The organism is Chromobacterium fluminis, assembly GCF_011602385.1.
In the GTDB taxonomy this organism is placed as follows: domain Bacteria; phylum Pseudomonadota; class Gammaproteobacteria; order Burkholderiales; family Chromobacteriaceae; genus Chromobacterium; species Chromobacterium fluminis.
In genome coordinates, this window is sequence record NZ_JAAOMA010000002.1 from 53,468 (window position 1) to 73,894 (window position 20,427).

The 20,427-nt window shown below is 59.8% G+C and carries 22 protein-coding genes; 14 read left to right on the forward strand and 8 right to left on the reverse strand.

Annotation, left to right across the window (positions count from 1 at the left end):
• The first annotated feature begins 218 nt into the window (after window positions 1-218).
• The 6 genes from HA052_RS01650 (at window position 219) to HA052_RS01675 (ending at window position 3,951) form a co-directional block, all read left to right on the forward strand.
• Window positions 219-1,220, forward strand: a complete 1,002-nt coding sequence (locus HA052_RS01650; protein ID WP_166450541.1) for a hypothetical protein — start codon at window positions 219-221, stop codon at window positions 1,218-1,220.
• On the forward strand, window positions 1,211-1,723 hold the full coding sequence (locus tag HA052_RS01655; protein WP_166450542.1) for a hypothetical protein: 513 nt from the start codon (window positions 1,211-1,213) through the stop codon (window positions 1,721-1,723). The genes HA052_RS01650 and HA052_RS01655 overlap by 10 nt, the downstream gene beginning before the upstream one ends.
• A gap of 286 nt (window positions 1,724-2,009) precedes the next feature.
• Window positions 2,010-2,246 carry a hypothetical protein gene (locus tag HA052_RS01660; RefSeq protein ID WP_166450543.1) on the forward strand — a complete coding sequence of 79 codons (237 nt, stop codon included), beginning with the start codon at window positions 2,010-2,012 and terminating at the stop codon, window positions 2,244-2,246.
• Window positions 2,247-2,265: 19 nt separating this feature from the next.
• On the forward strand, window positions 2,266-2,529 hold the full coding sequence (locus tag HA052_RS01665; RefSeq protein ID WP_166450544.1) for a hypothetical protein: 264 nt from the start codon (window positions 2,266-2,268) through the stop codon (window positions 2,527-2,529).
• A gap of 354 nt (window positions 2,530-2,883) precedes the next feature.
• The gene (locus HA052_RS01670; RefSeq protein ID WP_166450545.1) at window positions 2,884-3,393 is read left to right on the forward strand and encodes a hypothetical protein; all 510 of its coding nucleotides are present in this window, start codon (window positions 2,884-2,886) and stop codon (window positions 3,391-3,393) included.
• A 45-nt stretch (window positions 3,394-3,438) separates the two neighbouring features.
• Window positions 3,439-3,951, forward strand: coding sequence for a hypothetical protein (locus HA052_RS01675; RefSeq protein WP_166450546.1), 513 nt, complete (start codon window positions 3,439-3,441; stop codon window positions 3,949-3,951).
• Window positions 3,952-4,047: 96 nt separating this feature from the next.
• Here HA052_RS01675 and queF read toward each other — a convergent pair whose 3' ends face one another.
• From queF to murJ, 3 genes are all read right to left on the reverse strand, one after another.
• Window positions 4,048-4,887 carry an NADPH-dependent 7-cyano-7-deazaguanine reductase QueF gene (gene queF, locus HA052_RS01680; RefSeq protein WP_206118745.1) on the reverse strand — a complete coding sequence of 280 codons (840 nt, stop codon included), beginning with the start codon at window positions 4,885-4,887 and terminating at the stop codon, window positions 4,048-4,050.
• Window positions 4,888-4,961: 74 nt separating this feature from the next.
• A complete protein-coding gene (locus HA052_RS01685) occupies window positions 4,962-5,729 on the reverse strand; it encodes a CPBP family intramembrane glutamic endopeptidase (RefSeq protein ID WP_166450547.1) in 768 nt (255 codons plus the stop codon).
• Between the two features lies 1 nt (window position 5,730).
• On the reverse strand, window positions 5,731-7,266 hold the full coding sequence (gene murJ / locus HA052_RS01690) for a murein biosynthesis integral membrane protein MurJ (protein WP_166450548.1): 1,536 nt from the start codon (window positions 7,264-7,266) through the stop codon (window positions 5,731-5,733).
• 126 nt (window positions 7,267-7,392) lie between these two features.
• On the opposite strand from murJ, the gene rpsT reads away from it, so the two are divergent.
• A complete protein-coding gene (gene rpsT, locus HA052_RS01695; RefSeq protein WP_039756090.1) occupies window positions 7,393-7,656 on the forward strand; it encodes a 30S ribosomal protein S20 in 264 nt (87 codons plus the stop codon).
• Window positions 7,657-7,748: 92 nt separating this feature from the next.
• On the forward strand, window positions 7,749-8,798 hold the full coding sequence (locus HA052_RS01700; protein ID WP_166450549.1) for a phospholipase A: 1,050 nt from the start codon (window positions 7,749-7,751) through the stop codon (window positions 8,796-8,798).
• Between the two features lie 86 nt (window positions 8,799-8,884).
• On the opposite strand, the gene HA052_RS01705 is transcribed toward HA052_RS01700, so the two are convergent.
• Genes HA052_RS01705 through fabI form a run of 3 tightly spaced genes read right to left on the reverse strand, consistent with a single transcriptional unit; the run spans window position 8,885 to window position 11,780 of the window.
• Window positions 8,885-10,039: an acetate/propionate family kinase gene (locus tag HA052_RS01705; RefSeq protein WP_166450550.1), complete on the reverse strand. Its 1,155-nt coding sequence runs from the start codon at window positions 10,037-10,039 to the stop codon at window positions 8,885-8,887.
• Window positions 10,036-10,971, reverse strand: coding sequence for a phosphate acetyltransferase (locus tag HA052_RS01710; RefSeq protein ID WP_166450551.1), 936 nt, complete (start codon window positions 10,969-10,971; stop codon window positions 10,036-10,038). The genes HA052_RS01705 and HA052_RS01710 overlap by 4 nt, the downstream gene beginning before the upstream one ends.
• Before the next feature lie 11 nt (window positions 10,972-10,982).
• Window positions 10,983-11,780: an enoyl-ACP reductase FabI gene (gene fabI, locus HA052_RS01715; protein WP_240937246.1), complete on the reverse strand. Its 798-nt coding sequence runs from the start codon at window positions 11,778-11,780 to the stop codon at window positions 10,983-10,985.
• A gap of 244 nt (window positions 11,781-12,024) precedes the next feature.
• Between fabI and HA052_RS01720 the strand changes: the two genes are divergently transcribed.
• The 6 genes from HA052_RS01720 (at window position 12,025) to HA052_RS01745 (ending at window position 18,330) form a co-directional block, all read left to right on the forward strand.
• Entirely contained in the window at window positions 12,025-12,300 is a 276-nt protein-coding gene (locus tag HA052_RS01720; protein ID WP_081550656.1) for an FmdB family zinc ribbon protein, read from the forward strand.
• Window positions 12,301-12,306: 6 nt separating this feature from the next.
• A complete protein-coding gene (locus tag HA052_RS01725) occupies window positions 12,307-12,975 on the forward strand; it encodes a DUF502 domain-containing protein (protein WP_081550658.1) in 669 nt (222 codons plus the stop codon).
• A gap of 84 nt (window positions 12,976-13,059) precedes the next feature.
• On the forward strand, window positions 13,060-14,853 hold the full coding sequence (aspS, locus tag HA052_RS01730; protein WP_081550660.1) for an aspartate--tRNA ligase: 1,794 nt from the start codon (window positions 13,060-13,062) through the stop codon (window positions 14,851-14,853).
• Window positions 14,854-15,144: 291 nt separating this feature from the next.
• Window positions 15,145-15,759, forward strand: a complete 615-nt coding sequence (locus HA052_RS01735) for a peroxiredoxin (RefSeq protein ID WP_166450552.1) — start codon at window positions 15,145-15,147, stop codon at window positions 15,757-15,759.
• 139 nt (window positions 15,760-15,898) lie between these two features.
• Window positions 15,899-17,101: a GGDEF domain-containing protein gene (locus HA052_RS01740; protein ID WP_166450553.1), complete on the forward strand. Its 1,203-nt coding sequence runs from the start codon at window positions 15,899-15,901 to the stop codon at window positions 17,099-17,101.
• Between the two features lie 20 nt (window positions 17,102-17,121).
• Window positions 17,122-18,330: a GGDEF domain-containing protein gene (locus tag HA052_RS01745; protein ID WP_166450554.1), complete on the forward strand. Its 1,209-nt coding sequence runs from the start codon at window positions 17,122-17,124 to the stop codon at window positions 18,328-18,330.
• Between the two features lie 101 nt (window positions 18,331-18,431).
• Here the strand turns inward: HA052_RS01745 and HA052_RS01750 are convergent, their stop codons facing one another.
• Both HA052_RS01750 and HA052_RS01755 read right to left on the reverse strand, forming a co-directional pair.
• Complete coding sequence (locus HA052_RS01750; RefSeq protein ID WP_166450555.1) at window positions 18,432-19,718, reverse strand: MFS transporter; 1,287 nt, start codon at window positions 19,716-19,718, stop codon at window positions 18,432-18,434.
• Window positions 19,719-19,827: 109 nt separating this feature from the next.
• Window positions 19,828-20,427, reverse strand: a complete 600-nt coding sequence (locus HA052_RS01755; RefSeq protein WP_081550670.1) for an arylesterase — start codon at window positions 20,425-20,427, stop codon at window positions 19,828-19,830.

Consider the following 20,427-nt stretch of genomic DNA (forward strand, 5'->3'; position numbering starts at 1 on the left):
CCAGTGCGCTGTTTACCTCTAGTGGCCGCTCCGACAGTAGGCTGCTTCTTCAAAGGCCTGCCATGCCTGGCAGGCCTTTTTGTCTCCTTGGAACTTGGTGATCTGCCCTTTGTGACAGTCGGCAGTGCATTTCTTTTATTGTAATTTAACAAATTAATAAATTTGGTAAAACACTCTGCCCCGGGGATGCGCTCATAACTTGCGATGCGAGGTGAGGAATGCTGCACCGTGTCAGCTGTGCGCTGGTGTTGTCAGGGATGCCATTTTTAGCTGTGAAAGCTGAAATGCTGCCGCTGGTGACGCCGGCGAAAACCGTATACGTGGTTTACCCTCCTGGGATCAACTGGGATAAGCGATCCGATACTCAACAAGGCGCTTGCGCCAACTTCAATACTACCTTTCTACCACCGGACCGCTGCCGGCAACCCAATCTGCCTGACTATATGGCCTTGTCGCTGATGACTTCGGCGGAGTGCCCGCCTGGTGCGGGATATTGGGCTAGCAGCCATAGCTGCGTATTGCCGGCCTGCCCGGATGCTTCCTGGACCTTGTCAGAGGATGGGCGCAGCTGCAGCAGGCCGGACCCAGAGCAATGCGTGGAAACCGCAATGCTGGCCCCATGGGCCAAGGCCGCTCCCGGCAAACCCTGCCCGCCACCTTGCAAGTCCGATATCAATGCCGTTACCCAAGAAAAGCTGCTGGCCGCCATCGTGTACGGTGAAAGCTCGGTGCAGCAAGTGAAGGAGGAGATGTACGGCATTGCTTCGGCGATGGTCAGGAAACGCGATGCCTGGCAACAAGGAGGGTCGCTGCAAAAGTTCCTGAAGAAGTACCCACAATATGCTTATGCGGTTACCGATGGCAATGTGCGTTACAAGGAGTTGATGTGCGCTAGTGATGCTAAAAAATACACGCAGGCATATGAGGCGGCGAGGAATGCTCTGGCCTATGGAGTGGATTACAGCAATGGAGGATGTTTTTGGGATGGCCGAGATCTGAAAGTGAAAGGAACGAGTGCTTATCGATATATAGAAGGTTTTAAATTTACATCTCCTTCTCATAATGTTTTTGATATCGCGGAACCTCCTGCTAAAAATAAGAGAGCAGAATTTGGATTTTATGATTATGTTTATGAGTCAACCTCCGCATATGGCGAAACCATTTTTTGGAAAATTAATGATCGTTATATGACGGCAAGAGGAGCAAAGCAATGCAATTGATTAGATTTTTTGCAGGGGTGTGGGGGGTTTATGCGGTGAGCTCTTTGGCGTCGCCATCAGCGGATATTGTGGAAAGCTGTCGCAAAATGAAGGTGGTATCACAAGGGGTGCAAGTTGAAGATGTGGTAAGTGGGTTTGCGAAGAAGGCTGCTGCCGGCTGTGAAAATCAACTGGAGGCTAAAGTTGATGGGAAAATATATGGGTATAGTACTTGTAATAGTCAGCAATATTTGATTGTGTCTAATAAATTCTTCCTAGCTTCTCAGGCAATTAATCATTCAATTGATAAAAATATTGTCCCGGGCAATACTTTTTCGGGTAGCTCAACAACTTTGCTGAATGTCAAAAAGGGAAGTGAATCTTACCTTTGTATCATTTCCCCCATTTTTGATAGTGGAAAATGGAATAATTATCTAACTTTCTATTTGATCAAGCATGGCCAGTCTAGTATAACCCCTGAAGTTGACTTTTATTTTATAGATAAAATCGATTGGGATAAATAATATTTGTCTTAATGAGAAGGGCTGATCGCGCTAGCCCTCTTTTATTAGCAAACAGGCCTGTACTTACCGGCCTGTTTTTTTACACCTCAAGCTTTAGCGCTGGTAATGATTAGGACATGCGATACCTGGCAACAGGTTGGGTCGCTTCAAAAATTCATGAAAAGTACCCTCGGTATGCCTATGTGCTTACCGATGGCAATGTGCGTTACAAGGAGTTGATGTGCGCTAGTGATGAAAAAAATACATACAGGCATATGAGGCAGCGAGAAATGCGTTGGCCTATGGGGTGGATTACAGTAATGGTGGGTGTTTTTGGAATGGCCGAGATCTGAAAGTGAACAGAACGAGTGCTTATCGATATATAGAAGGTTTTAAATTTACATCTCCTTCTCATAATATTTTTGATATAGCTGAACCTTTTGCTAAAAATAAGAGAGCAGAATTTGGGTTTTATGATTATGTTTATGATTCAACTTCCGCATATGGTGAAACCATTTTTGGAAAATTAATGACCGTTATATGATGGCAAGAAGAGCAAAGCAATGCAATTAATTAGATTTTTTGCAGGGGTGTGGGGGATTTATGCGGTGAGCTCTTTAGCGTCACCATCAGCGGATGTTGTGGAAAGCTGTCGCAAAATGAAGGCAGTATCACAGGGGGTGCAAGTTGAAGATGCGGTAAGTGGGTTTGCTAAGAAGGCTGCTGGTTGTGAAAATCAACTTGAGGCTAAAGTTGATGGGAAAATATATGGGTATAGCACTTGTAATAGTCAGCAATATTTGATTGTGTCTAATAAATATTCTTAGCTTCTCAGTCAATTAATCATTCAATTGATGAAAATATTGTCCCGGGTGATGCTTTTTTGGGCAGCTCAACAACTTTGCTGAATGTCAAAAAAGGAGGTGAGTCTTACCTTTGTATCATTTCCCCCATTTTTGATAGTGGAAAATGGAATAATTATCTAACGTTCTATTTGATCAAGCATGGCCAATCTCGTATAACTCCTGAAGTTGACTTTTATTTTCTAGATAAAATAGATTTGGCTAAATAATATTTATATTAATGAGCAGGGCGGATAGCGCTAGCCCGATTTTGTTAGCAAACAGGCCTGTACTCATCGGCCTGTTTTTTTACACCCTAAAGGCAGAAAGGGCGAAGCAATGCAAGTGAGAAAATATATGATCAGTGTGTTATTGGTGTGCTTTAACTATGTGTTGGCGGCTCCACCTGATGACGTTGTGAAAAGTTGTTATAACTGGGGCTCGGCATCTCATAATATCAAAATGACCAAGTTGTATGGGGCTTTTTCAGATAGGCCAGATTTTGGCTGTGAAGATCAGCTAGATATTTTTGTTGATGGTAAAAAATATGGCTATGGTTTTGTAACTTGTAATGATCAATCATACCTAATTATAGGTAGTGAAAAGTTTTTGGCAGCGCAAGCAGTTAATAACTCTGTTGATGGACGGGTTAAACCTGGTGACGGCTTTTCAAATGCTGGGACTGTTTTTTTTGATATCACAAAAGAGAGACAGTCTTATATTTGTGTGTTGACGCCGGCTTTTGAAACAGGGAAGGGGGCAGCTTATGCTACCTTTTATCTTATTAAGCGTGCTTCATTATCAGTTAAGCCTGAGGTGAATTTTTACTTTTTAGATGAAATAAGATAATTGAAATGCCTATATTGGTTGTTTAAGAGTAAGGAAACCAAGGCGATGCAATTAATTAAATGTGCCATTGGTGTGGTGATGATGGGGGCAAGCTATGCTATAGCAAATCCATCTGCTGACATAATTAATAGTTGCTATCAAAGAAAAGGGGTTTCTAATGATGTAAAAATGGAGGATGTAGAAGGTGCTTTTGTTGATAAGCCTTCAGCAGGTTGCGAAGATCAATTGGAAGCTAATTTTGAAGGGGAAACCTATGGGGCAGCTACTTGTAATGATAATCAATACTTGATAGTTGCTAATAAAATGTTCCTCGCCTCGCAAGCCATTAACCTGTCAATCGATAAGCGGATTAAGCCGGGTGATGATTTTTCAGCGACAAGATCGGTTTGGTTTGCATTTTCGAAAGGCAATGAATCCTATGTGTGCATGCTTAGAACTGCATTTGAAATAGGGAAGGGGCGTGGATATGCAGCTTTTTATTTAATGAAACATAGACCCGCTCCTGCTAAGCCAGAAGTATATTTTTATTTTCTAGATAAAGTTGACTGGTCTAAATGAATTCTGTCTGTGAATGGGGGGCTCGCATCACATCGCTGTTATTAATAAACAGGCCTGCATTTGCCGGCCTGTTCGCTTTTCCCGTCCAGGAAGATTTTATTGCCGCGCGGTGCGGGTATTCCCCACCGGCATCTCGCCGCAATTGCTGCGGAAGGGGTTGATGTCCAGCCCGCCGCGGCGGGTGTAGCGCGCGTAGACGGTGAGCCGGCTAGGCGCGCAGGCGCGCAGCAGGTCGGTGAAGATGCGTTCCACGCATTGTTCGTGGAATTCATTGTGCTGGCGGAAGCCTATCAGGTAGCGCAGCAGCGCCTCGCGGTCCAGCCGCGGGCCGGTGTAGCGGATCTGCACGCTGCCCCAGTCCGGCTGGCCGGTGACCAGGCAGTTGGATTTCAGCAGGTGGCTGCACAGGGTTTCGCTGACAACGTCGCCGGCGTCGGCGCGCAGGACCTGTGGGCAGGGCGCGTAGTTGTCCACCTCGATGTCCAGATCGTCGATGCAGTCGCCGGCTAGTTCGGCGATGGTTTCGCCGGCAAACTGCTGCGGCAGCATGATGTCGACGCCTATCGCCTTGCCGGCGGCGGCGGACAGGTCGTCGGCCAGTTGGCGGCGCAGCGCGTCCAGGCCGGCCATCCGGGTCTGGTTGTAGCTGTTCAGATAGAGCTTGAACGATTTGGATTCGATCAGCTTAGGGCTGTCGGCCGGGATGCGGAAGGTGGCGATGCCCACTTGCGGCTTGCCGCGAGCGTTGAGCCAGGACAGTTCGAAACCGGTCCAGATGTCCACGCCGGCAAACGGCAGCGCGGAGGCGTCCACGCCGATTTCATCGCGCTTGACCTGGCGCGGGATCGGAAACAGCAGGCCGGGAGCGTAATGGTCCTGGTAGCTGACGGTTTTGCCCAGAGGCGATTGCTCCGGGGACATGGCTTGAGTGTTCATGGCTTGAATTATATCGGTTTCAACGCCTTTCTCTATCTATCCAGCCGACGTACAGCGGATCGTAAGCAGGTTCTTTAGAGCAGGCCCTTGCGCCACAGCGCCATCAAATCCATGGTCAGCGCCACGCTGCAATGCAAGGCGATGCCCAGCCAGATGGAACGATAGCGATAGCTGAGCGCGCCCAGCGCGACGCCGGCGACGATGGCGGCCAGGCTTTCCAGCAGCGGTTTTTCAAAATGGATCATGCAGTAGGGCAGCACCATCACGAAGACGGCGCTGATGCCCAGCCTGGGCTTGAGCCCGTGCACCATATAGCCGCGAAAGAAGAATTCCAGCGCGGCGAACTGGGCGAAATACAAGAGCTCCCACAGCAGCCAGTGCGGCCATAGGCTTTCGCCGGCGCTAAGCCGGAAAAAGGGGTAAATCTTCAAAAAGCCGGGCTGTCCCGACGCCCACCACACCAGGGGCAGCATCACGGCGTAGAACAGCGGAAACAGCTTCAGGTCGGTTTTCAAGGTGGCGAGGTCCGGCCAGGCCAGGCCGAAGTCGGCCAGCGGGCGGCGGTCCAGCAGGCGGATGGCCAGCAGCGGCAGCAGGCAGTAGCTGATGATGCTGGCCAGCGCCCAGTAAGCGACGCGGTAGAGGTCGGTGTCCGGGTTGTGCACCACCTGCTGGCGGAAGGACAGGCCCAGCGCCGGCCACCATTGCTGTAGCCCGTCCAGCATCCAGTAGCGGTTGGCCGGGTAGTACAGCAGGGTCAGGCACAGGCAGCTGACCAGCAGCACGCCGGCCGCCTGACGATCGGCTGGCGTCAGGGCGGACGGACGTGGCTGGCTGGCCATGTCAGCGCTCGCGGCGCATGAAGTCGCGCGGGCGGAAACCGAGCGCGAACAGCGAGGCGAAATAGACCACCGCGCCGGCCGTCACCAGCAGGCTGAGCCAGGCCACGCGCTGCCAGGCAGGGCCGTGCCAGTGGACGGGCAGCAGCCATTGCAGCGCCAGCAAGGCGGCGGCCATGGCGGCGATGGCCACGGCCATTTTGCTCAGAAAGCCGCTCCAGCCGGCGGAGGGCTGGTAGATGCCGCGTTTGAGCAGAGCGCGCAGCAGCAGGCCGGCGTTGAGGCAGGAGGCGAGGCCGATGGACAGCGCCAGGCCGGCGTGCTTGAGCGGGAACACGAAGGCCAGGTTCATTACTTGGGTCAGGCACAGGGTGATCAGGGCGATGCGCACCGGGGTCTTGATGTCCTGACGCGCGTAGAAGCCGGGCGCCAGCACTTTGACCAGAATCAGGCCGAGCAGGCCGAAGGAGTAGGCGATCACCGCCTGCTGCGACATCAGCGCGTCGTGGGCGGTGAATTTGCCGTAGGTGAACAGCGTGGCCAGCAGCGGGCCGGACAGCAGGCCCAGGCCCACCGTGGCCGGCACCGCCAGCAGCAAGGACAGGCGGATGCCCCAGTCCAGCAGTACGCTGAACTCGCCATCGGAGCGGGTGGCCGCGTGTTTGGACAGCGAGGGCAGCAGGATGGTGCCCAGCGCCACGCCCAGCACGCCGGACGGGAATTCCATCAGCCGGTCCGCGTAATACATCCAGGACACGCTGCCGGTGGGCAGGAAGGAGGCGAAGGTGGAGTTGATCAGCAGCGAGATTTGCGCCACCGACACGCCGAAGATGGCCGGTCCCATCTGTTTGATCACGCGCCAGACCTCCGGGTCGCGGAAGGCGAACACAGGGCGCGCCAGCATGCCTATCTGTTTCAGGAAGGGCAACTGCCACACCAGCTGCACCAGTCCGCCGACGAAGACCGCCCAGGCCAGCGCCATGATGGGCGGATCAAAGTGACTGCTGAAGAACAGCGCGAACACGATGAAGCTGAGGTTGAGAAAGGTGGGCGTGAAGGCCGGAATCGAGAACTTGCCCCAGCTGTTGAGCACGCTGCCGGTCATGGACGACAGCGAAATAAAGAAGATATAAGGGAAGGACACGCGCAGGATGTCGGCGAACAGAGCCGCCTTGGCCGGCTCGCGGTAAAAGCCGGGCGCGGATATCCACATGATCAGCGGCGCGGCCAGCATGCCGACGGCGGTGACCAGCAGCAGCACCGAACCCAGCACGCCGGTGATTTTGGCGACGAATTCGCGGGTTTCCTCTTCGCTGCGCTGGTTCTTGTATTCGCCCAGTATGGGCACGAAAGCTTGCGAAAACGCGCCTTCGGCGAACAGGCGGCGCAGCATATTGGGAATCTTGAAGGCGGCGTTGAAGGCGTCGGCGGCCATGCCGGCCCCGAAAACGCGAGCGATGATGGTATCGCGGACCAGGCCCAGGATGCGGGACACCATGGTCATGCTGCTGACAGCAGCCAGAGCCTTGAGCAGATTCATGTTGCGGGTGGTTTATCTAGCGTTGAGCAGGCCCGCTAGTGTACGCCGCCAGGTTTATTGTTGCAAAACCTGAGTTTAGGGCTTAGAATCGCGGGTTTCAGATTCCGCTCATCAGGAGAAAGATTCATGGCTAACAGCGCACAAGCTCGCAAGCGTGCACGCACAGCCCTTAAGCAGCGCGCGCACAACGCCAGCCTGCGTACTGCGTTCCGTACCGCAGTTAAGAAAGTGCTCAAGGCAGTTGAAGCCGGCGATAAAGCCGCTGCCAAGGTAGTGTTCCACACTTCCGAAAAAGTGATTGACCGCATTGCTGACAAGGGCGTGTTCCACAAGAACAAGGCCGCTCGTCACAAGAGCCGTCTGTCGGCTCAGATCAAGGCCATGGCCTGATCACAGCCCAGCGCTAAAGAATACGCAAAGGCTCCGCATCGCGGGGCCTTTTGTGTGTCTGGCGCATTGATTTCCCTGGGGGAGGCATGGCTATGTCTGGATGGACGGCTTGTGCGCTGGCTTTGTGCGCGGCGCAGACCCTGGCGGCGGAGCTGCCGCAGCAACTGGCCGAATGCGGCCGGCTGGCGGACGCCAAGCTGCGTTTGGCCTGCTATGACGGTCTGGCCGGCGGCCAGACCCCGGAGGCGGCCGCTTTGCCTCCCCCCGCCGTTCCGTCTCCGGTGCGGCAGGTTTTGGCCGACGGCGCTCCGCCGGACGCGGCGCCGGTTCCAAGCCGGTTGGCCGAGGCATGGGACTTGGACGGCCGCTCCCGCGGCGACACATTCGGTTTCCGTCTGTACCGCCCCAATTACTATCTGCCGGTCTGGCAAATGGCCAAGCCCAATAACGAGCCGCAGTCGCCGACCCGGCCGCCCAGCCAGACCCCGGGCGGCGATCTGGACAAGACCGAGGCCAAATTCCAGTTGTCGTTCAAGACCAAGGTGTGGGAGGACATCTTCGATTCCCCGCTGAACCTGTGGTTCGCCTACACCCAGCAGTCACATTGGCAAATCTACAACCGGGCGCATTCCGCGCCGTTCCGGGAAACCGATTACGAGCCGGAGCTGATCCTGAGCTTCCCGCTACCGTCCTCCTGGGCTTGGGGCGAAACCCGGCTGCGCATGGGCGGCCTGGGTTTGTTGCATCAATCCAACGGCCGAGCCAATCCCTTGTCGCGTAGCTGGAACCGGGTCTACGTGATGGCGGCGCTGGACAACGGTCCGTTTACCTTGCAAGGACGCTGGTGGGCGCGGCTGCCGGAGTCCGGAGACAAGGACGACAACCCGGATATCGTGAAATACATGGGGCACGGCGATCTGCAGGCGATCTATCAATATCGCGGTCAGACTTTCAGCGCCTTGTGGCGACCCAATTTCGACAGCGGCAAGCACGGCCTGCAATTGGACTGGAGCTTCCCGGTGAAGGGCAAGTTGCGGGGTTATGTGCAGGCTTTCGACGGTTACGGCGAAAGCCTGATCGACTACAACGTGCGCACCCGCGCCGTGGGCATTGGCCTGACGATGAGCGATTGGCTGGAGTGAGTCTGGCTAGCTTGTCTGGGATTGGGGTCCGCTGAGCGGCGGCTGGAAAGATTGCGAGCAGGCCCGCCCATGGGCGGGCCCTGCGCTTATTGCAGCAGCGCGGCCGCTTGGCGCGCCATCTCGCCTTCCTCGTCGGTGGGCAAGACATAGGCGGCGCGCGCGCTGGCGACGGTGGTTAGCCGCCGCGCCTGGGTCAGGTTGGCCGCCTGGTCGGCTTCAAAGCCCAGCCAGGCCAGCTGTTGCAGCACGCGGCCGCGCACCTCCGGCGAGTGCTCGCCCACGCCGGCGGTGAACACCAGCGCGTCCAGGCCCTTCATCGCCGCGGCCAGGCTGGCCACTTCGCGGGCCACCCGATAGCAGAACAGCTCGATGGCCTCGCGCGCCGCCGGCAAATCGCTGGCCAGCAGTTCGCGCATATCGGACGACAGGCCGGAGACGCCGAGCAGGCCGGAGTTCTTGTACAGCTCGCGCCGCACATCGGCCACGCTCATGCCGGCCTGTTCCTGCCAGTAGAGGATGACTTCAGGGTCGATGTAGCCGGGGCGGCTGCCCATCATCAGCCCGTCCACCGCGGAGAAGCCCATGCTGGAGGCCATGCTGCGGCCGGCGTCCAGCGCGCAGGCGCTGGCGCCGCTGCCCAGGTGGCAGACCACCACCTTGGCGCGTTCCAGGCCCAGTTCCGGCAGCCGACGCGCGATGGCGGCGTAGGACAGGCCGTGGAAGCCGTAGCGGCGAACGCCGTCGTCGTGCCAGTGGCGGGCGATGCCGAAGCGGGTGGCGACTTCCGGCTGCTGAGCGTGGAAGGCGGTGTCGAAGCAGGCGAACTGCGGCAAACGGGCGTCGTATTCCTCGAAGGCGGCGATCACCGACAGGCTGACCGGCTGATGCAGCGGCGCCAGCGCCACGTAGTCCTCCAGCTGGGCGCGGATGTCGGCGTCCAGCCGCATGGCGGCGGTGAAACGGCCGCCGCCGTGCACCACGCGGTGCACCACGGCCAGCGGTTCCAGCTGCTGATCGGCCAGGCTGTTGATCACCGCGGCGATGGCGCTGCCGCGGCTGCCGTCGTCCAGCGCGTGGCGGCTCAGCGTCTGGCCCTTGCCATCCAGCAATTGCAGTTCCGGCTTGGTCTGGCCAAAGCGGTCCACCATGCCGCGCGCCAGCAATTGGCGTCCATCCGGCGTGAAGGCGCGGAATTTCAGCGTGGAGGAGCCTGCGTTGACGGCGAGCAGTACCCGGCTCATGAGCGTGGCCCGCTTTGCCGACGCTTGTGCGCCAGCACGTTGGCCACCGCGGCGGAGGCTAGGCGGCCGGTGGCGTCGTCGGCGCGGCTGGTCAGCACGATGGGCACGCGCGCGCCCATCACGATGCCGGCAGAGGCCGCGGCGGCGAGATAGGTCAGTTGCTTGCCCAGCATATTGCCGGCCTCCAGGTCCGGCACCAGCAGGATGTCCGGGTCGCCGGCCACCGGCGAGACGATGCCCTTGCTGTCGGCGGCTTCGCGCGAGATGGCGTTGTCGAAGGCTAACGGGCCGTCGAGGATGGCGCCGGTGATCTGGCCGCGATCCGCCATTTTGCACAGCGCAGCGGCGTCCAGCGTGGAGCGCATCGCCGGGTTGATGGTTTCCACCGCGGCCAGGATGGCCACCTTGGGCTGGCGGATGCCCAGCGCCAGGGTCAGATCGATGGCGTTCTGGCAGATGTCGCGCTTGGTCAGCAGGTCCGGTTCGATATTGATCGCGGCGTCGGTGATGAACAGGTAGCGCGGGTAGGACTCCACCTTCATGATCCAGACATGGCTGATGCGGCGGTCAGTGCGGATGCCAGTGCCGCGCGCCAGCGCTTCGGCCATGAATTCGTCAGTGTGCAGGCTGCCCTTCATCAAAATGTCGGCGTAGCCGTCACGCACCAGAGCCACCGCCTGTTCGGCGGCGGCGTGGCTGTGCGGCACGTCGATCAGTTCGAAGGGGCTCAGATCTACTTCCAGCTCGTCGGCCAGCTTGGCCAGCCGGGCGGCGGGCGCCACCAGGATGGGGGTGGCGATGCCGTGGTCGGCGGCTTCCACCGCGCCCAGCAGTGCCTCTCGGCTGCAGGGGTGGGCCACGGCCATCGGCAGCGGGCCCAGGCCGACGGCCTGTTGAAGGATGTCGGAAAAAGCGTGTTCGTCGCGAGTCATGGCGTGTCTCCTCAAGCCTTGATGTGGTGGCCGCCGTCGACATAGATGGTCTGGCCGGTCAGGCCGCGGGCGGCTTCGGAGATCAGGAAGGCGCAGGTGGTGCCCACGTCTTCGATTTCCACCAGGCGGTTCTGCGGCGCTCGCGCGATGGCGTCCTCGATCAATTGGTCGAAGTGGGCGATGCCGGAGGCGGCGCGAGTGCGCAGCGGGCCGGGAGACACCGCGTGTACGCGGATGTTCTTGGGACCTAGTTCACTGGCCAGGTAGCGCGACACGCTTTCCAGCGCCGCCTTGACCGGGCCCATGATGTTGTAGTTCTCCACCACCTTGTCCGCGCCGTAATAGCTCATGGTGATCAGGCTGCCGCCCTGAATCATCAAGGGTTCGGCCTGGCGGGCCATTTCGATGAAGGAGTAGCAGGACACGCGCATCGCCTGCTGGAAACCTTCCAGCGAGCAGTCGGTAACGCGGCCGTGCAGGTCGTCCATTGGGCAGAAGGCGATGGAGTGAATGACGAAATCCAGTTTACCCCATTGCTGGCGGATAGCCTCGAACACCGCTTCCATCTGCCCCGGCTGCTCCACGTCCAGCGGCAGCACCAGCGGCGAGCCCAGTTGGTCGGCCAGCGGACGCACGTATTTTTCCGCTTTCTGGTTCAGGTAGGTGACGGCGAACTCCGCGCCCAGGTCGCGCAGTACGCTGGCGCAGCCGTAGGCGATGCTGTTCTCATTGGCGATGCCGACGATCAGGCCTTTCTTGCCGGCAAGAATGTTGCGAATGCTTTCCATCTGACCCTCTTGATAAACCATGTGACCTCCGGGATTTGTAGGGTTGCAGGGCAGTATTGCGGGCTAATGAAGCAAAGGGATTTTTGTATTGACGATTCAGTCGGATATAATCGACGATTTGGCGGGAACGAAGGCTTGATGTCCAGGCGCTTCGTCCGCATCTGTCCGACTAGGCATGCCGGGCGTAAGTTCACGCTCGGATAGTGCAGTGCAGCATGAGTTCGGTTTATTATGCCATCATGATTACTGGTGGGGAAGCAAAGCTATGCCAATCTACGAATACCGTTGCGGCGCCTGCGGCGTCGCCAAAGAGCATCTGCAAAAACTCAGCGACGAGCCGATCGCGCAATGCCCTGCCTGTGGCAGCGCCGAGTATCGCAAGCAGTTGTCCGCGGCCGGCTTCCAGCTGAAAGGTTCCGGCTGGTACGCCACGGACTTCAAGGGCGGCGCGTCCGGCGGCTCGCCCTCCGCGTCTTCGGACAGCGCGTCTTCGGACAGCGGCGGCGGGCATAGTTGCGGCACCGGCTGTGGGTGCGCGTAAACCTCGATGACGCCGCAAATCAAAATGACGCTTAAGGGTTATCTGGTCACCGGCTTGCTGGTGTGGCTGCCCTTGGCCGTGACGCTGTGGGTCTTGAACCTGATCGTCACTTCGCTGGACCAGACTCTGAACCTGTTGCCGCAGGAATGGCAGCCGGAGGCCTTGCTCGGCTTCCATCTGCCGGGCCTGGGCGTGGTGCTGTCGGTGCTGATTCTGCTGGGCACCGGCATGCTGGCCGCCAATGTGCTGGGCCAGCGCGTGCTGGACATGTGGGACGCGCTGCTGTCCCGCATCCCGGTGGTGAAAAGCATCTACAACAGTGTCAAGCAAGTCAGCGACACCCTGTTGTCCGATTCCGGTCAGGCCTTTAAAAAGGCGCTGCTGGTGCAGTTCCCTCATTCCGGCATGTGGACGGTGGCGTTTCAAACCGGCCCGCTGCCTGAAGTCGTGTCCGAATCGCTGTCCGACGACGAGTTCATCGGGGTCTATGTGCCCACCATCCCCAACCCGACCTCGGGTTATTTCGTGATGGTGGCCAAGAAGGACACCCGCGCCTTGAACATGAGCGTGGACGAGGCGTTGAAATACGCGATCTCCATGGGCATGGTGGCGCCGAATCCGCCGCCGGCCGCCCAGCGTCCGCGTCTGAACGACGAACATAATCGGCAGGGCTAGACCGACACCCTGTCTAGCCCTTAACGCCTTTCTTTCCCCCGGGCGGGGAAGTCTCACCGAATTTGAATAAAAGGGTTTACCCAAATGCGTACCGACTATTGCGGACTTATTGACAAGAAATACCTCGGCCAGACCGTTACCGTGAAGGGCTGGGCTCACCGCCGCCGCGACCATGGCGGCGTGATCTTCATCGACCTGCGCGACCGCGAAGGCCTGGTGCAGGTGGTGATCGATCCGGACACCCCGGAAGCGTTCCAGTTGGCCGACAGCAGCCGCGGCGAATACGTGCTGTCCATCACCGGCATCGTTCGCGAGCGTCCGGCCGGCACCGCCAACAGCAAGATGATTTCCGGCGAGATCGAAATCCTGGCCAAGGAAATCGAAATCCTCAACGCCGCCGCCACGCCGCCGTTCCAGATCGACGACGAGAACCTGTCCGAGAACGTACGTCTGACCAACCGCGTGATCGATCTGCGTCGCCCGGCGATGCAGAAAAACTTGCGCTTGCGCTACAAGGTGGCGATGGGCGTGCGCAACCATCTGGACAAGCAGGGCTTCATCGACATCGAAACCCCGATGCTGACCCGCTCCACGCCGGAAGGCGCGCGCGATTACCTGGTGCCTTCCCGCGTGCACCCGGGCGAATTCTTCGCGCTGCCGCAATCGCCGCAGCTGTTCAAGCAATTGCTGATGGTGGCCGGCTTCGACCGCTACTACCAGATCACCAAGTGCTTCCGCGACGAAGACCTGCGCGCCGACCGTCAGCCTGAATTCACCCAGATCGATATCGAGACCTCGTTCCTGAACGAGGACCAGATCATGGACATCACCGAGGGCATGACCAAGGAGATCTTCCGCGACGTGCTGGGCGTGGAGCTGCCGCCGTTCCCGCGCATGACTTACGCCGACGCGATGTTCTACTACGGCTCCGACAAGCCGGACATGCGCGTGGACCTGAAATTCACCGAACTGACCGACGTGATGAAGTCGGAAGAGTTCAAGGTGTTCCGCGGCGCCGCCGACATGGCGAACGGCCGCGTGGTGGCTCTGCGCGTGCCGGGCGGTTCCAGTCTCAGCCGCAAGGAAATCGACGACTACACCCAGTTCGTCGGCATCTACGGCGCCAAGGGTCTGGCCTACATCAAGGTCAACGACGCCAGCAAGCCCACCGAAGAAGGACTGCAGTCGCCCATCGTCAAGTTCCTGTCCGCTGACGGCCTGAAAGCCATCATCGAGCGCACCGGCGCGCAAAACGGCGACATCATCTTCTTCGGCGCGGACAAAGCCAAGGTGGTGAACGAGGCCATCGGCGCGCTGCGCATCAAGATCGGTCACGAACACGGCCTGGCCAACGGTTACTTTGTCAAGGAGTGGCGTCCGCTGTGGGTGGTGGACTTCCCGATGTTCGAACACGATGAGGACGACGATCGCTGGACCGCCTGCCACCATCCGTTCACCAGCCCGAAACAGGGCCACGAGGACCTGATGGCCACCGATCCGGGCGCCTGCCTGGCGCGCGCCTACGATATGGTGCTGAACGGCTGGGAAATCGGCGGCGGCTCCATCCGTATCCACCGCGCCGACATCCAGGAGAAAGTGTTCGGCGCGCTGAAGATCAGCCCGGAAGAGCAGCAGAACAAGTTCGGCTTCCTGCTGGACAACCTGAAGTTCGGCGCGCCGCCGCACGGTGGCCTGGCTTTCGGTCTGGACCGCCTGGTGACGCTGATGTGCGGCGCGGAGTCCATCCGCGATGTGATCGCCTTCCCGAAAACCCAGCGCGCCCAGTGCCTGCTGACCAACGCGCCCAACGCGGTGGACGACAAGCAGCTGCGCGAACTGAACCTGCGTCTGCGCCAGAAGGCCGAGCCTTCCGCTTGATGCCGGTTTGATCCGACGCCGACGGCCGTTGCGCAAGCAGCGGCCGTTTTTCATTCGGCTACTCTCGGCGGTCTTGGCTTGAACCTTGCGCTTTTGGCCCAATCTAACAGCAGCCTCATACTTGTAAGCGAGCACCCGCCGGGCCGACATTGCAAAACTTTATCGCAACGATATGGATTTACAATTTGCCGATGCCGGCGGCCCTGATTTATAAAGCCTCGCATTCCGCCGCGTTTCCCGACGCCCGATCAGGGAAGCGCAGTCACACCAAGACCTTTAAGGAGATCCGCAATGGCCGTACTCGTTGGCAAACAAGCCCCCTTCTTCGATGGCGCGAAAACCTTCTCCGCCGTGCTGGGCGATGGTCAGATCGTTGACAACTACTCCTTCAAGCAAGCTACCGCCGGCAAGTACGCGGTAGTGTTCTTCTACCCGCTGGACTTCACCTTCGTGTGCCCGTCCGAACTGATCGCTTTCGACCACCGTCTGGCCGACTTCAAGGCCAAGAACGTGGAAGTGATCGGCGTGTCCATCGACAGCCAGTTCACCCACGCCGCATGGCGCAACACCCCGGTGGAAAAAGGCGGCATCGGCCAGGTTGGCTACACCCTGGTGGCCGATATCCAGCACGAACTGTGCAAGTCCTTCGACGTTGAAGCCGATGGCGGCGTCGCTTTCCGCGGCTCCTTCCTGATCGACCGCTCCGGCGTGGTGCAGCACCAAGTGGTGAACAACCTGCCGCTGGGCCGCAACGTCGACGAAATGCTGCGCATGGTTGACGCGCTGCAATTCACCGAAGAGCACGGCGAAGTGTGCCCGGCGGGCTGGAACAAGGGTAAGAAAGGCATGAAGCCGAGCGCCGAAGGCGTGGCTTCCTACCTGGCTGAAAACGCCAAGGACCTGTAATTCGTCGTAAACGGATTGCGTCCGACCCTGCCCCGCGCGCCTTGGCCCGCGGGGCTTTTTCTTGCGCGCCCTTGGCCGACTTGGCGCATTGCTCGCTATAACTAACAATAAGTTACCAAGATAACGACAGGCCCGAGCCATGTCTTTGCCGATCAGCCAGCTGGACAGCTATACCATGCTGCATGTGATGCGCTCCACTCACCTGTCCGTGCCGCACGCCTTGTTGGGCGCGGCCTTGCTGACCGGTCTGGAATGGGGGAAGGCGCCGCTTGCGGCCGCCTTGCTGTGGCTGCTGCTTTTCAGCCTGTTGCTGTTGAGCCTGTGGGGGACCACTTGGCGCGCCGGCCGTTGTCCCGAACACGACGATTGGCAGATCGCCGCCTTGTACCGGCGTTTTGCAGCGCAGATCGTCGCCGCGGGCTCGGGTTGGGGCGTCGCGGCCTGGATTCTGATGCCCGGCGACGATCTGACATACAGCCTGATCGTGGTGCTGTGGGGCATTGCGGTCAGCGCGGTGCAAGGCGCGATGCTGTCGGCGCGCCGCGAGTTGTTTTACGGTTTCGTCGGTCCACTCTGGGGTTTGCTGCTGCTGCGTTTGTTTCTCTCTCCGGAACCGGTGCTGCGTTGGGTGGGCGCTTCCGGCGTCATCTATTGCCTGTCGCTGACGCTGTTCACCGCCTTGTTGCATCGCTTCGCGCTGGAGTCCATGGGACAGCGCGCCGAAAACGCCAGCCTGATGCGCGAATTGACGCTGGAGCAGGCGCAGTTGGACAGTTACAACGCGATGCTGGAGCAGAAAAACATAGAACTGGACGGCGCGGTGGAGCGCATCAGCGAGCTGGCCTCGCGCGATCCCTTGACCGGTGTGTTGAATATGCGCTCCTTGATGCGGGAAATGGAGCGCCTGCTGGAACATTCGGAAACCCAGGGCGCGCCTTTCGCCATCGCCATCATCGATCTGGACCATTTCAAGCGTATCAACGACAGCTGCGGCCATGCGCGCGGCGACGAGGTGCTGCAACAGCTGTGCGTGCTGGCGCAGCAGGCGCTGGCGGACGGGGAGCTGTTCGGTCGTTACGGCGGGGAGGAGTTTCTGTTGTTGGCGCCGGCTTGCAGCGGTTCCGAGCTGAATCGGCGCATGGAAGCGCTACGCGACAAGGTGGGCGGCTGGGACTGGCGGCGTCTGACCGGAGACTTGCCGGTGACCTTGTCCTGCGGCGTGGCCGCCTGGCGGCGGGGCGTGGACCCGCTGAGTCTGTTGCAACAGGCGGACAAGGCGCTGTATCAAGCCAAGGCGTTGGGGCGCGACCGCGTCTGCCTGGCGAGAGAGGCCGAGGCGTGAGGCGGAGGCTGGGCATTCTGATGCCGTTTCCCTGGCAAGCGGCGCACCCGCGGCTGGAGGCGGAACTGGTGCGTCAGTTCGTCTCCATGCTCCAGCTCTCGATTCTGCAGTCCTTCATCGCCATCCCGCTGTTTGGCTTGCTGATGTTCGGGCACGCGCCCGGCTGGCGCATCTTGAGCTGGGTGGGCATGTTTCTGCTGATGCAGTTGCTGTTCGCGCGCCTGGTCTACCGTTTTCGCCGTTACGCGCATAGCCAGGACCAGGTGTTCCGGCATTATCAGGCGCTGCGGCAGTTGATGCTGTTCAGCGCGCTGGTGTGGAGCATGATGATGTGGTTCATGTTTCCGCAGGCGGAAGGGCCCTACCGCATCGTGGTGGTGCTGTGGCTAGCCGGCGGCTTCGCCGCGGTCTGCCTGCTGCTGGCCCCGTGCCGCGATCTGCACCTGACGTTTTTCGTCGGCTACTGGGTATACCCGCTGTACCGTTTCCACTGCGAGGGCACTTTGCTGTACAGCGCCTTGCTGGTGGGCGCGGTGATCTTCATCCTGGTGCAGTGGGAGTTCCTGTCCAGCTTCAATCCGCTGCTGCGCGACACCGTGAGGCTGCGCGAGCGCAATGCGGTGGTGCTGCGCCGGCTGCAGGATCTGTACGCGGAAAGCGCGGCCAAGAGGGAACTGCTGGAGCAGCGCAGGCAGATGTTGCAGCAAGCGGCGGAGCAGATGAATCTGCTGGCGGACTCCGACGTGTTGACCGGCTGCTTGAACCAGCGGGCCTTGCGTTGCCGGATGGCGGAGCTGGACCAGTCCGACGAGCCGGTCTGGAGCCTGGCGATGTTGGATCTGGACGAGTTCAAGCAGGTGAACGACCGCTTTGGCCATTTGGTGGGCGACCAGGTGCTGCAACAGGCAGCGCAGCATATCGCCTCCTGTTTGGAGGGCGGGATGACGCTGGCGCGCTATGGCGGGGAGGAGTTCGTGGTGCTGGCCCCGAGCCTGGCGCCGGAGAGGCTGGCCGAGAAGATGGAGGCGGTCAGGCTGCGCCTGCAAGGGGCCCAGCTGGACGGCTTGCCGGACGGCTACGCGCAGACGGTGTCCATCGGCGTGGCGGGCCAACCGCCGCTGAATGGCAGCCAACAGGCTTTGCTGCAGGCGGACGCCGCCTTGTACCGCGCCAAAGCGTCCGGCCGCAACAGGGTGTGCGTGTGGGACGCTAAGCCGGAGCGGGATTAGGCAGGCCGCGAGTTTGTTCAAAATCTGCTGTGCATGGTGTAACGCGGTACGGCGAGTAGGTCTTCAGAATGCGTATGGACCACCTGCACATACCGCTCCCGTCAGTCGTTTTCGCCTCTTGCCCGAGAGACTTTGAACAGGTTTTGAGATAGCGGTTCGGGATCGCGGCCGAGCATGGCGCGCAGCGCCGCTTGCTGGATCAGCGCCGACAGGCAGACGGCGGCGGCGCACAGCCACCATAGCGCGACGCCGCCCACGGCGCCGTACAGCCAGGTGCCCAGCGCCGGAGCGAACAGGGTGCGGCCCTGCCACACCGCGTTGTACAGCCCCAGATAGCGGCCGCGCAGCCGGCCTTCCGAGCGGTGCATCACCAGCATGGTGTAGCAGGGAGAAATCAGCAGCTCGCCCAGCGTCAGCGTCGTCATCATCAGCACGGCCCACAGCGCGCCTTGGCCCACGGTTAGCCACAGGAAGGCGAAACCGGTCAGCAGCACGCCGGCTTGAGTGCTGGCCAGCAGGCCCCAGTCCAGAATGCGCCGGCTGATCGGAATCTGCAACGCCACTACCATCAGCCCGTTCAGAGTGAACAGATAGCCCATCCATTGCGGGCCCAGTTGATAATGCTCGCGCAGGAACAGACCCAGCGTCACATAGATCTGGTCGAATACCGCAGTCATTAGCATCAGGGCCAGCAGCATGCGTAGAAAGGGAAGATCGCGCCAGGGGCCGACCAGCGCCTCGGCGGTCGCTTCGGCGGTTTCGAGCGCCGCCTGATGGATGGAGGCCGAACCGGCGCGGCGATAAGCCCAGGCCAGCCATAGCGCCGCGCTCAAGGTGGCGGCGGCGTTGGCGGCGTAGACCCAGCCGTAGCCGATGGTGGCAAGCGAACCGCTGAGCAAGCCGGCGCCGGCGACGCCCAGGTTGAAAGCCACCCGCAGCATGCCCTGCGCCACCGCGCGCTGCCGCGGCAGGCAGGGTTCCAGCGCCAGCCGCAGATTGACCGGGCGAAAAGCGCCGTCGGCGAAGCCGGAGACCAGCAAGACCGGCGCGAACAGCCAGAGCGGGATCGCCAGCGCCAGCAACAGCAGGCACAGGCCGGAAACGGACAGGAACAGCGTGGCCAGCTTGCGGCCGTCGAAGCGGTCGGACAGCGCGCCGCCGTTGAGGGAGCCTAGCAGCGCGCCGGCGCCGTAGGCCGCCATCATCAGGCCGATTTGCGTATAGCCCAGCTGGTAGCTTTCGCGCAGATAAAGCGGCAGGAATAGTTTGGAAATGCCGCCGATATTGTTGATGAGGCTGCACAGTACTTGGATGTAGACCGTGGCGGGCAGGCCGCGATAGGGGGACAGCAGGCGTTTCAGCCAGGGGGCGGGCTGCGGGCGGCTCATAAGAATCCAGGATATGATTATGCTTTTGGATTATCTTGCTGCGTTGCAACTAAGAAAGTCAACACCGCAAATATCCGGCCGGCCCGGAAAAACGCCGCGGGGAGGTTTTTCAGCGCAGCGGCAGCTTGGCTTTGACCGTGCGCATCATCGCGGGCTGGGCGGCGGCGACCGGGTGCAGCCCGTCCGGCTGGAACTGGGACAAATCGGCCTCGAAGCCGGCCACCAGCAAGGGTACGAAGGAGAGGCGCTCGCGTTTGGCCAAGTCGGCGTAGGCTTTGCGGAACTCGGCGCCGTATTGCGGGCCATAGTTCGGGGGCAGGGCCATGCCCACCAGCACTACCTTGGCCTTGCTTTGTTTGGCCAAGGCGATCATCTTGGACAGGTTGCCGCGCATCTGCTCCAGAGGCAGGCCGCGCAGTCCGTCGTTGGCGCCCAGCTCCAGCACCACGATGTCCGGGCGATGACGCGCCAGCGCGTCCGGCAACCTGGCCAGGCCGCCGGCGGTGGTTTCGCCGGAGACGCTGGCATTGACGATGCGGTGCTTCGCCCCCATCTCCTTGGCGAGCAGGCTGACCCAGCCCTGGCCGGGAGACAGGCCGTAACCGGCGGACAGGCTGTCCCCGAAGACCAATATCGTTGCGGCGGACGCCGGCAACATCAGCAGGCACAGGCCGGCGGAAAGTAGAACTTTGCTTAGTATCGAGCGCAT

What these genes read in the sequence shown, in the direction of transcription:
- HA052_RS01650 (WP_166450541.1), top strand. Translation starts at nt 219, where the DNA reads ATGCTGCACCGTGTCAGCTGTGCGCTGGTGTTGTCAGGGATGCCATTT.
- HA052_RS01655 (WP_166450542.1), top strand. Translation starts at nt 1,211, where the DNA reads ATGCAATTGATTAGATTTTTTGCAGGGGTGTGGGGGGTTTATGCGGTG.
- HA052_RS01665 (WP_166450544.1), top strand. Translation starts at nt 2,266, where the DNA reads ATGCAATTAATTAGATTTTTTGCAGGGGTGTGGGGGATTTATGCGGTG.
- HA052_RS01670 (WP_166450545.1), top strand. Translation starts at nt 2,884, where the DNA reads ATGCAAGTGAGAAAATATATGATCAGTGTGTTATTGGTGTGCTTTAAC.
- HA052_RS01675 (WP_166450546.1), top strand. Translation starts at nt 3,439, where the DNA reads ATGCAATTAATTAAATGTGCCATTGGTGTGGTGATGATGGGGGCAAGC.
- queF (WP_206118745.1), bottom strand. Translation starts at nt 4,887, where the DNA reads ATGAACACTCAAGCCATGTCCCCGGAGCAATCGCCTCTGGGCAAAACC.
- HA052_RS01685 (WP_166450547.1), bottom strand. Translation starts at nt 5,729, where the DNA reads ATGGCCAGCCAGCCACGTCCGTCCGCCCTGACGCCAGCCGATCGTCAG.
- murJ (WP_166450548.1), bottom strand. Translation starts at nt 7,266, where the DNA reads ATGAATCTGCTCAAGGCTCTGGCTGCTGTCAGCAGCATGACCATGGTG.
- rpsT (WP_039756090.1), top strand. Translation starts at nt 7,393, where the DNA reads ATGGCTAACAGCGCACAAGCTCGCAAGCGTGCACGCACAGCCCTTAAG.
- HA052_RS01700 (WP_166450549.1), top strand. Translation starts at nt 7,749, where the DNA reads ATGTCTGGATGGACGGCTTGTGCGCTGGCTTTGTGCGCGGCGCAGACC.
- HA052_RS01705 (WP_166450550.1), bottom strand. Translation starts at nt 10,039, where the DNA reads ATGAGCCGGGTACTGCTCGCCGTCAACGCAGGCTCCTCCACGCTGAAA.
- HA052_RS01710 (WP_166450551.1), bottom strand. Translation starts at nt 10,971, where the DNA reads ATGACTCGCGACGAACACGCTTTTTCCGACATCCTTCAACAGGCCGTC.
- fabI (WP_240937246.1), bottom strand. Translation starts at nt 11,780, where the DNA reads ATGGTTTATCAAGAGGGTCAGATGGAAAGCATTCGCAACATTCTTGCC.
- HA052_RS01720 (WP_081550656.1), top strand. Translation starts at nt 12,025, where the DNA reads ATGCCAATCTACGAATACCGTTGCGGCGCCTGCGGCGTCGCCAAAGAG.
- HA052_RS01725 (WP_081550658.1), top strand. Translation starts at nt 12,307, where the DNA reads ATGACGCCGCAAATCAAAATGACGCTTAAGGGTTATCTGGTCACCGGC.
- aspS (WP_081550660.1), top strand. Translation starts at nt 13,060, where the DNA reads ATGCGTACCGACTATTGCGGACTTATTGACAAGAAATACCTCGGCCAG.
- HA052_RS01735 (WP_166450552.1), top strand. Translation starts at nt 15,145, where the DNA reads ATGGCCGTACTCGTTGGCAAACAAGCCCCCTTCTTCGATGGCGCGAAA.
- HA052_RS01740 (WP_166450553.1), top strand. Translation starts at nt 15,899, where the DNA reads ATGTCTTTGCCGATCAGCCAGCTGGACAGCTATACCATGCTGCATGTG.
- HA052_RS01745 (WP_166450554.1), top strand. Translation starts at nt 17,122, where the DNA reads ATGCCGTTTCCCTGGCAAGCGGCGCACCCGCGGCTGGAGGCGGAACTG.
- HA052_RS01750 (WP_166450555.1), bottom strand. Translation starts at nt 19,718, where the DNA reads ATGAGCCGCCCGCAGCCCGCCCCCTGGCTGAAACGCCTGCTGTCCCCC.
- HA052_RS01755 (WP_081550670.1), bottom strand. Translation starts at nt 20,427, where the DNA reads ATGCGCTCGATACTAAGCAAAGTTCTACTTTCCGCCGGCCTGTGCCTG.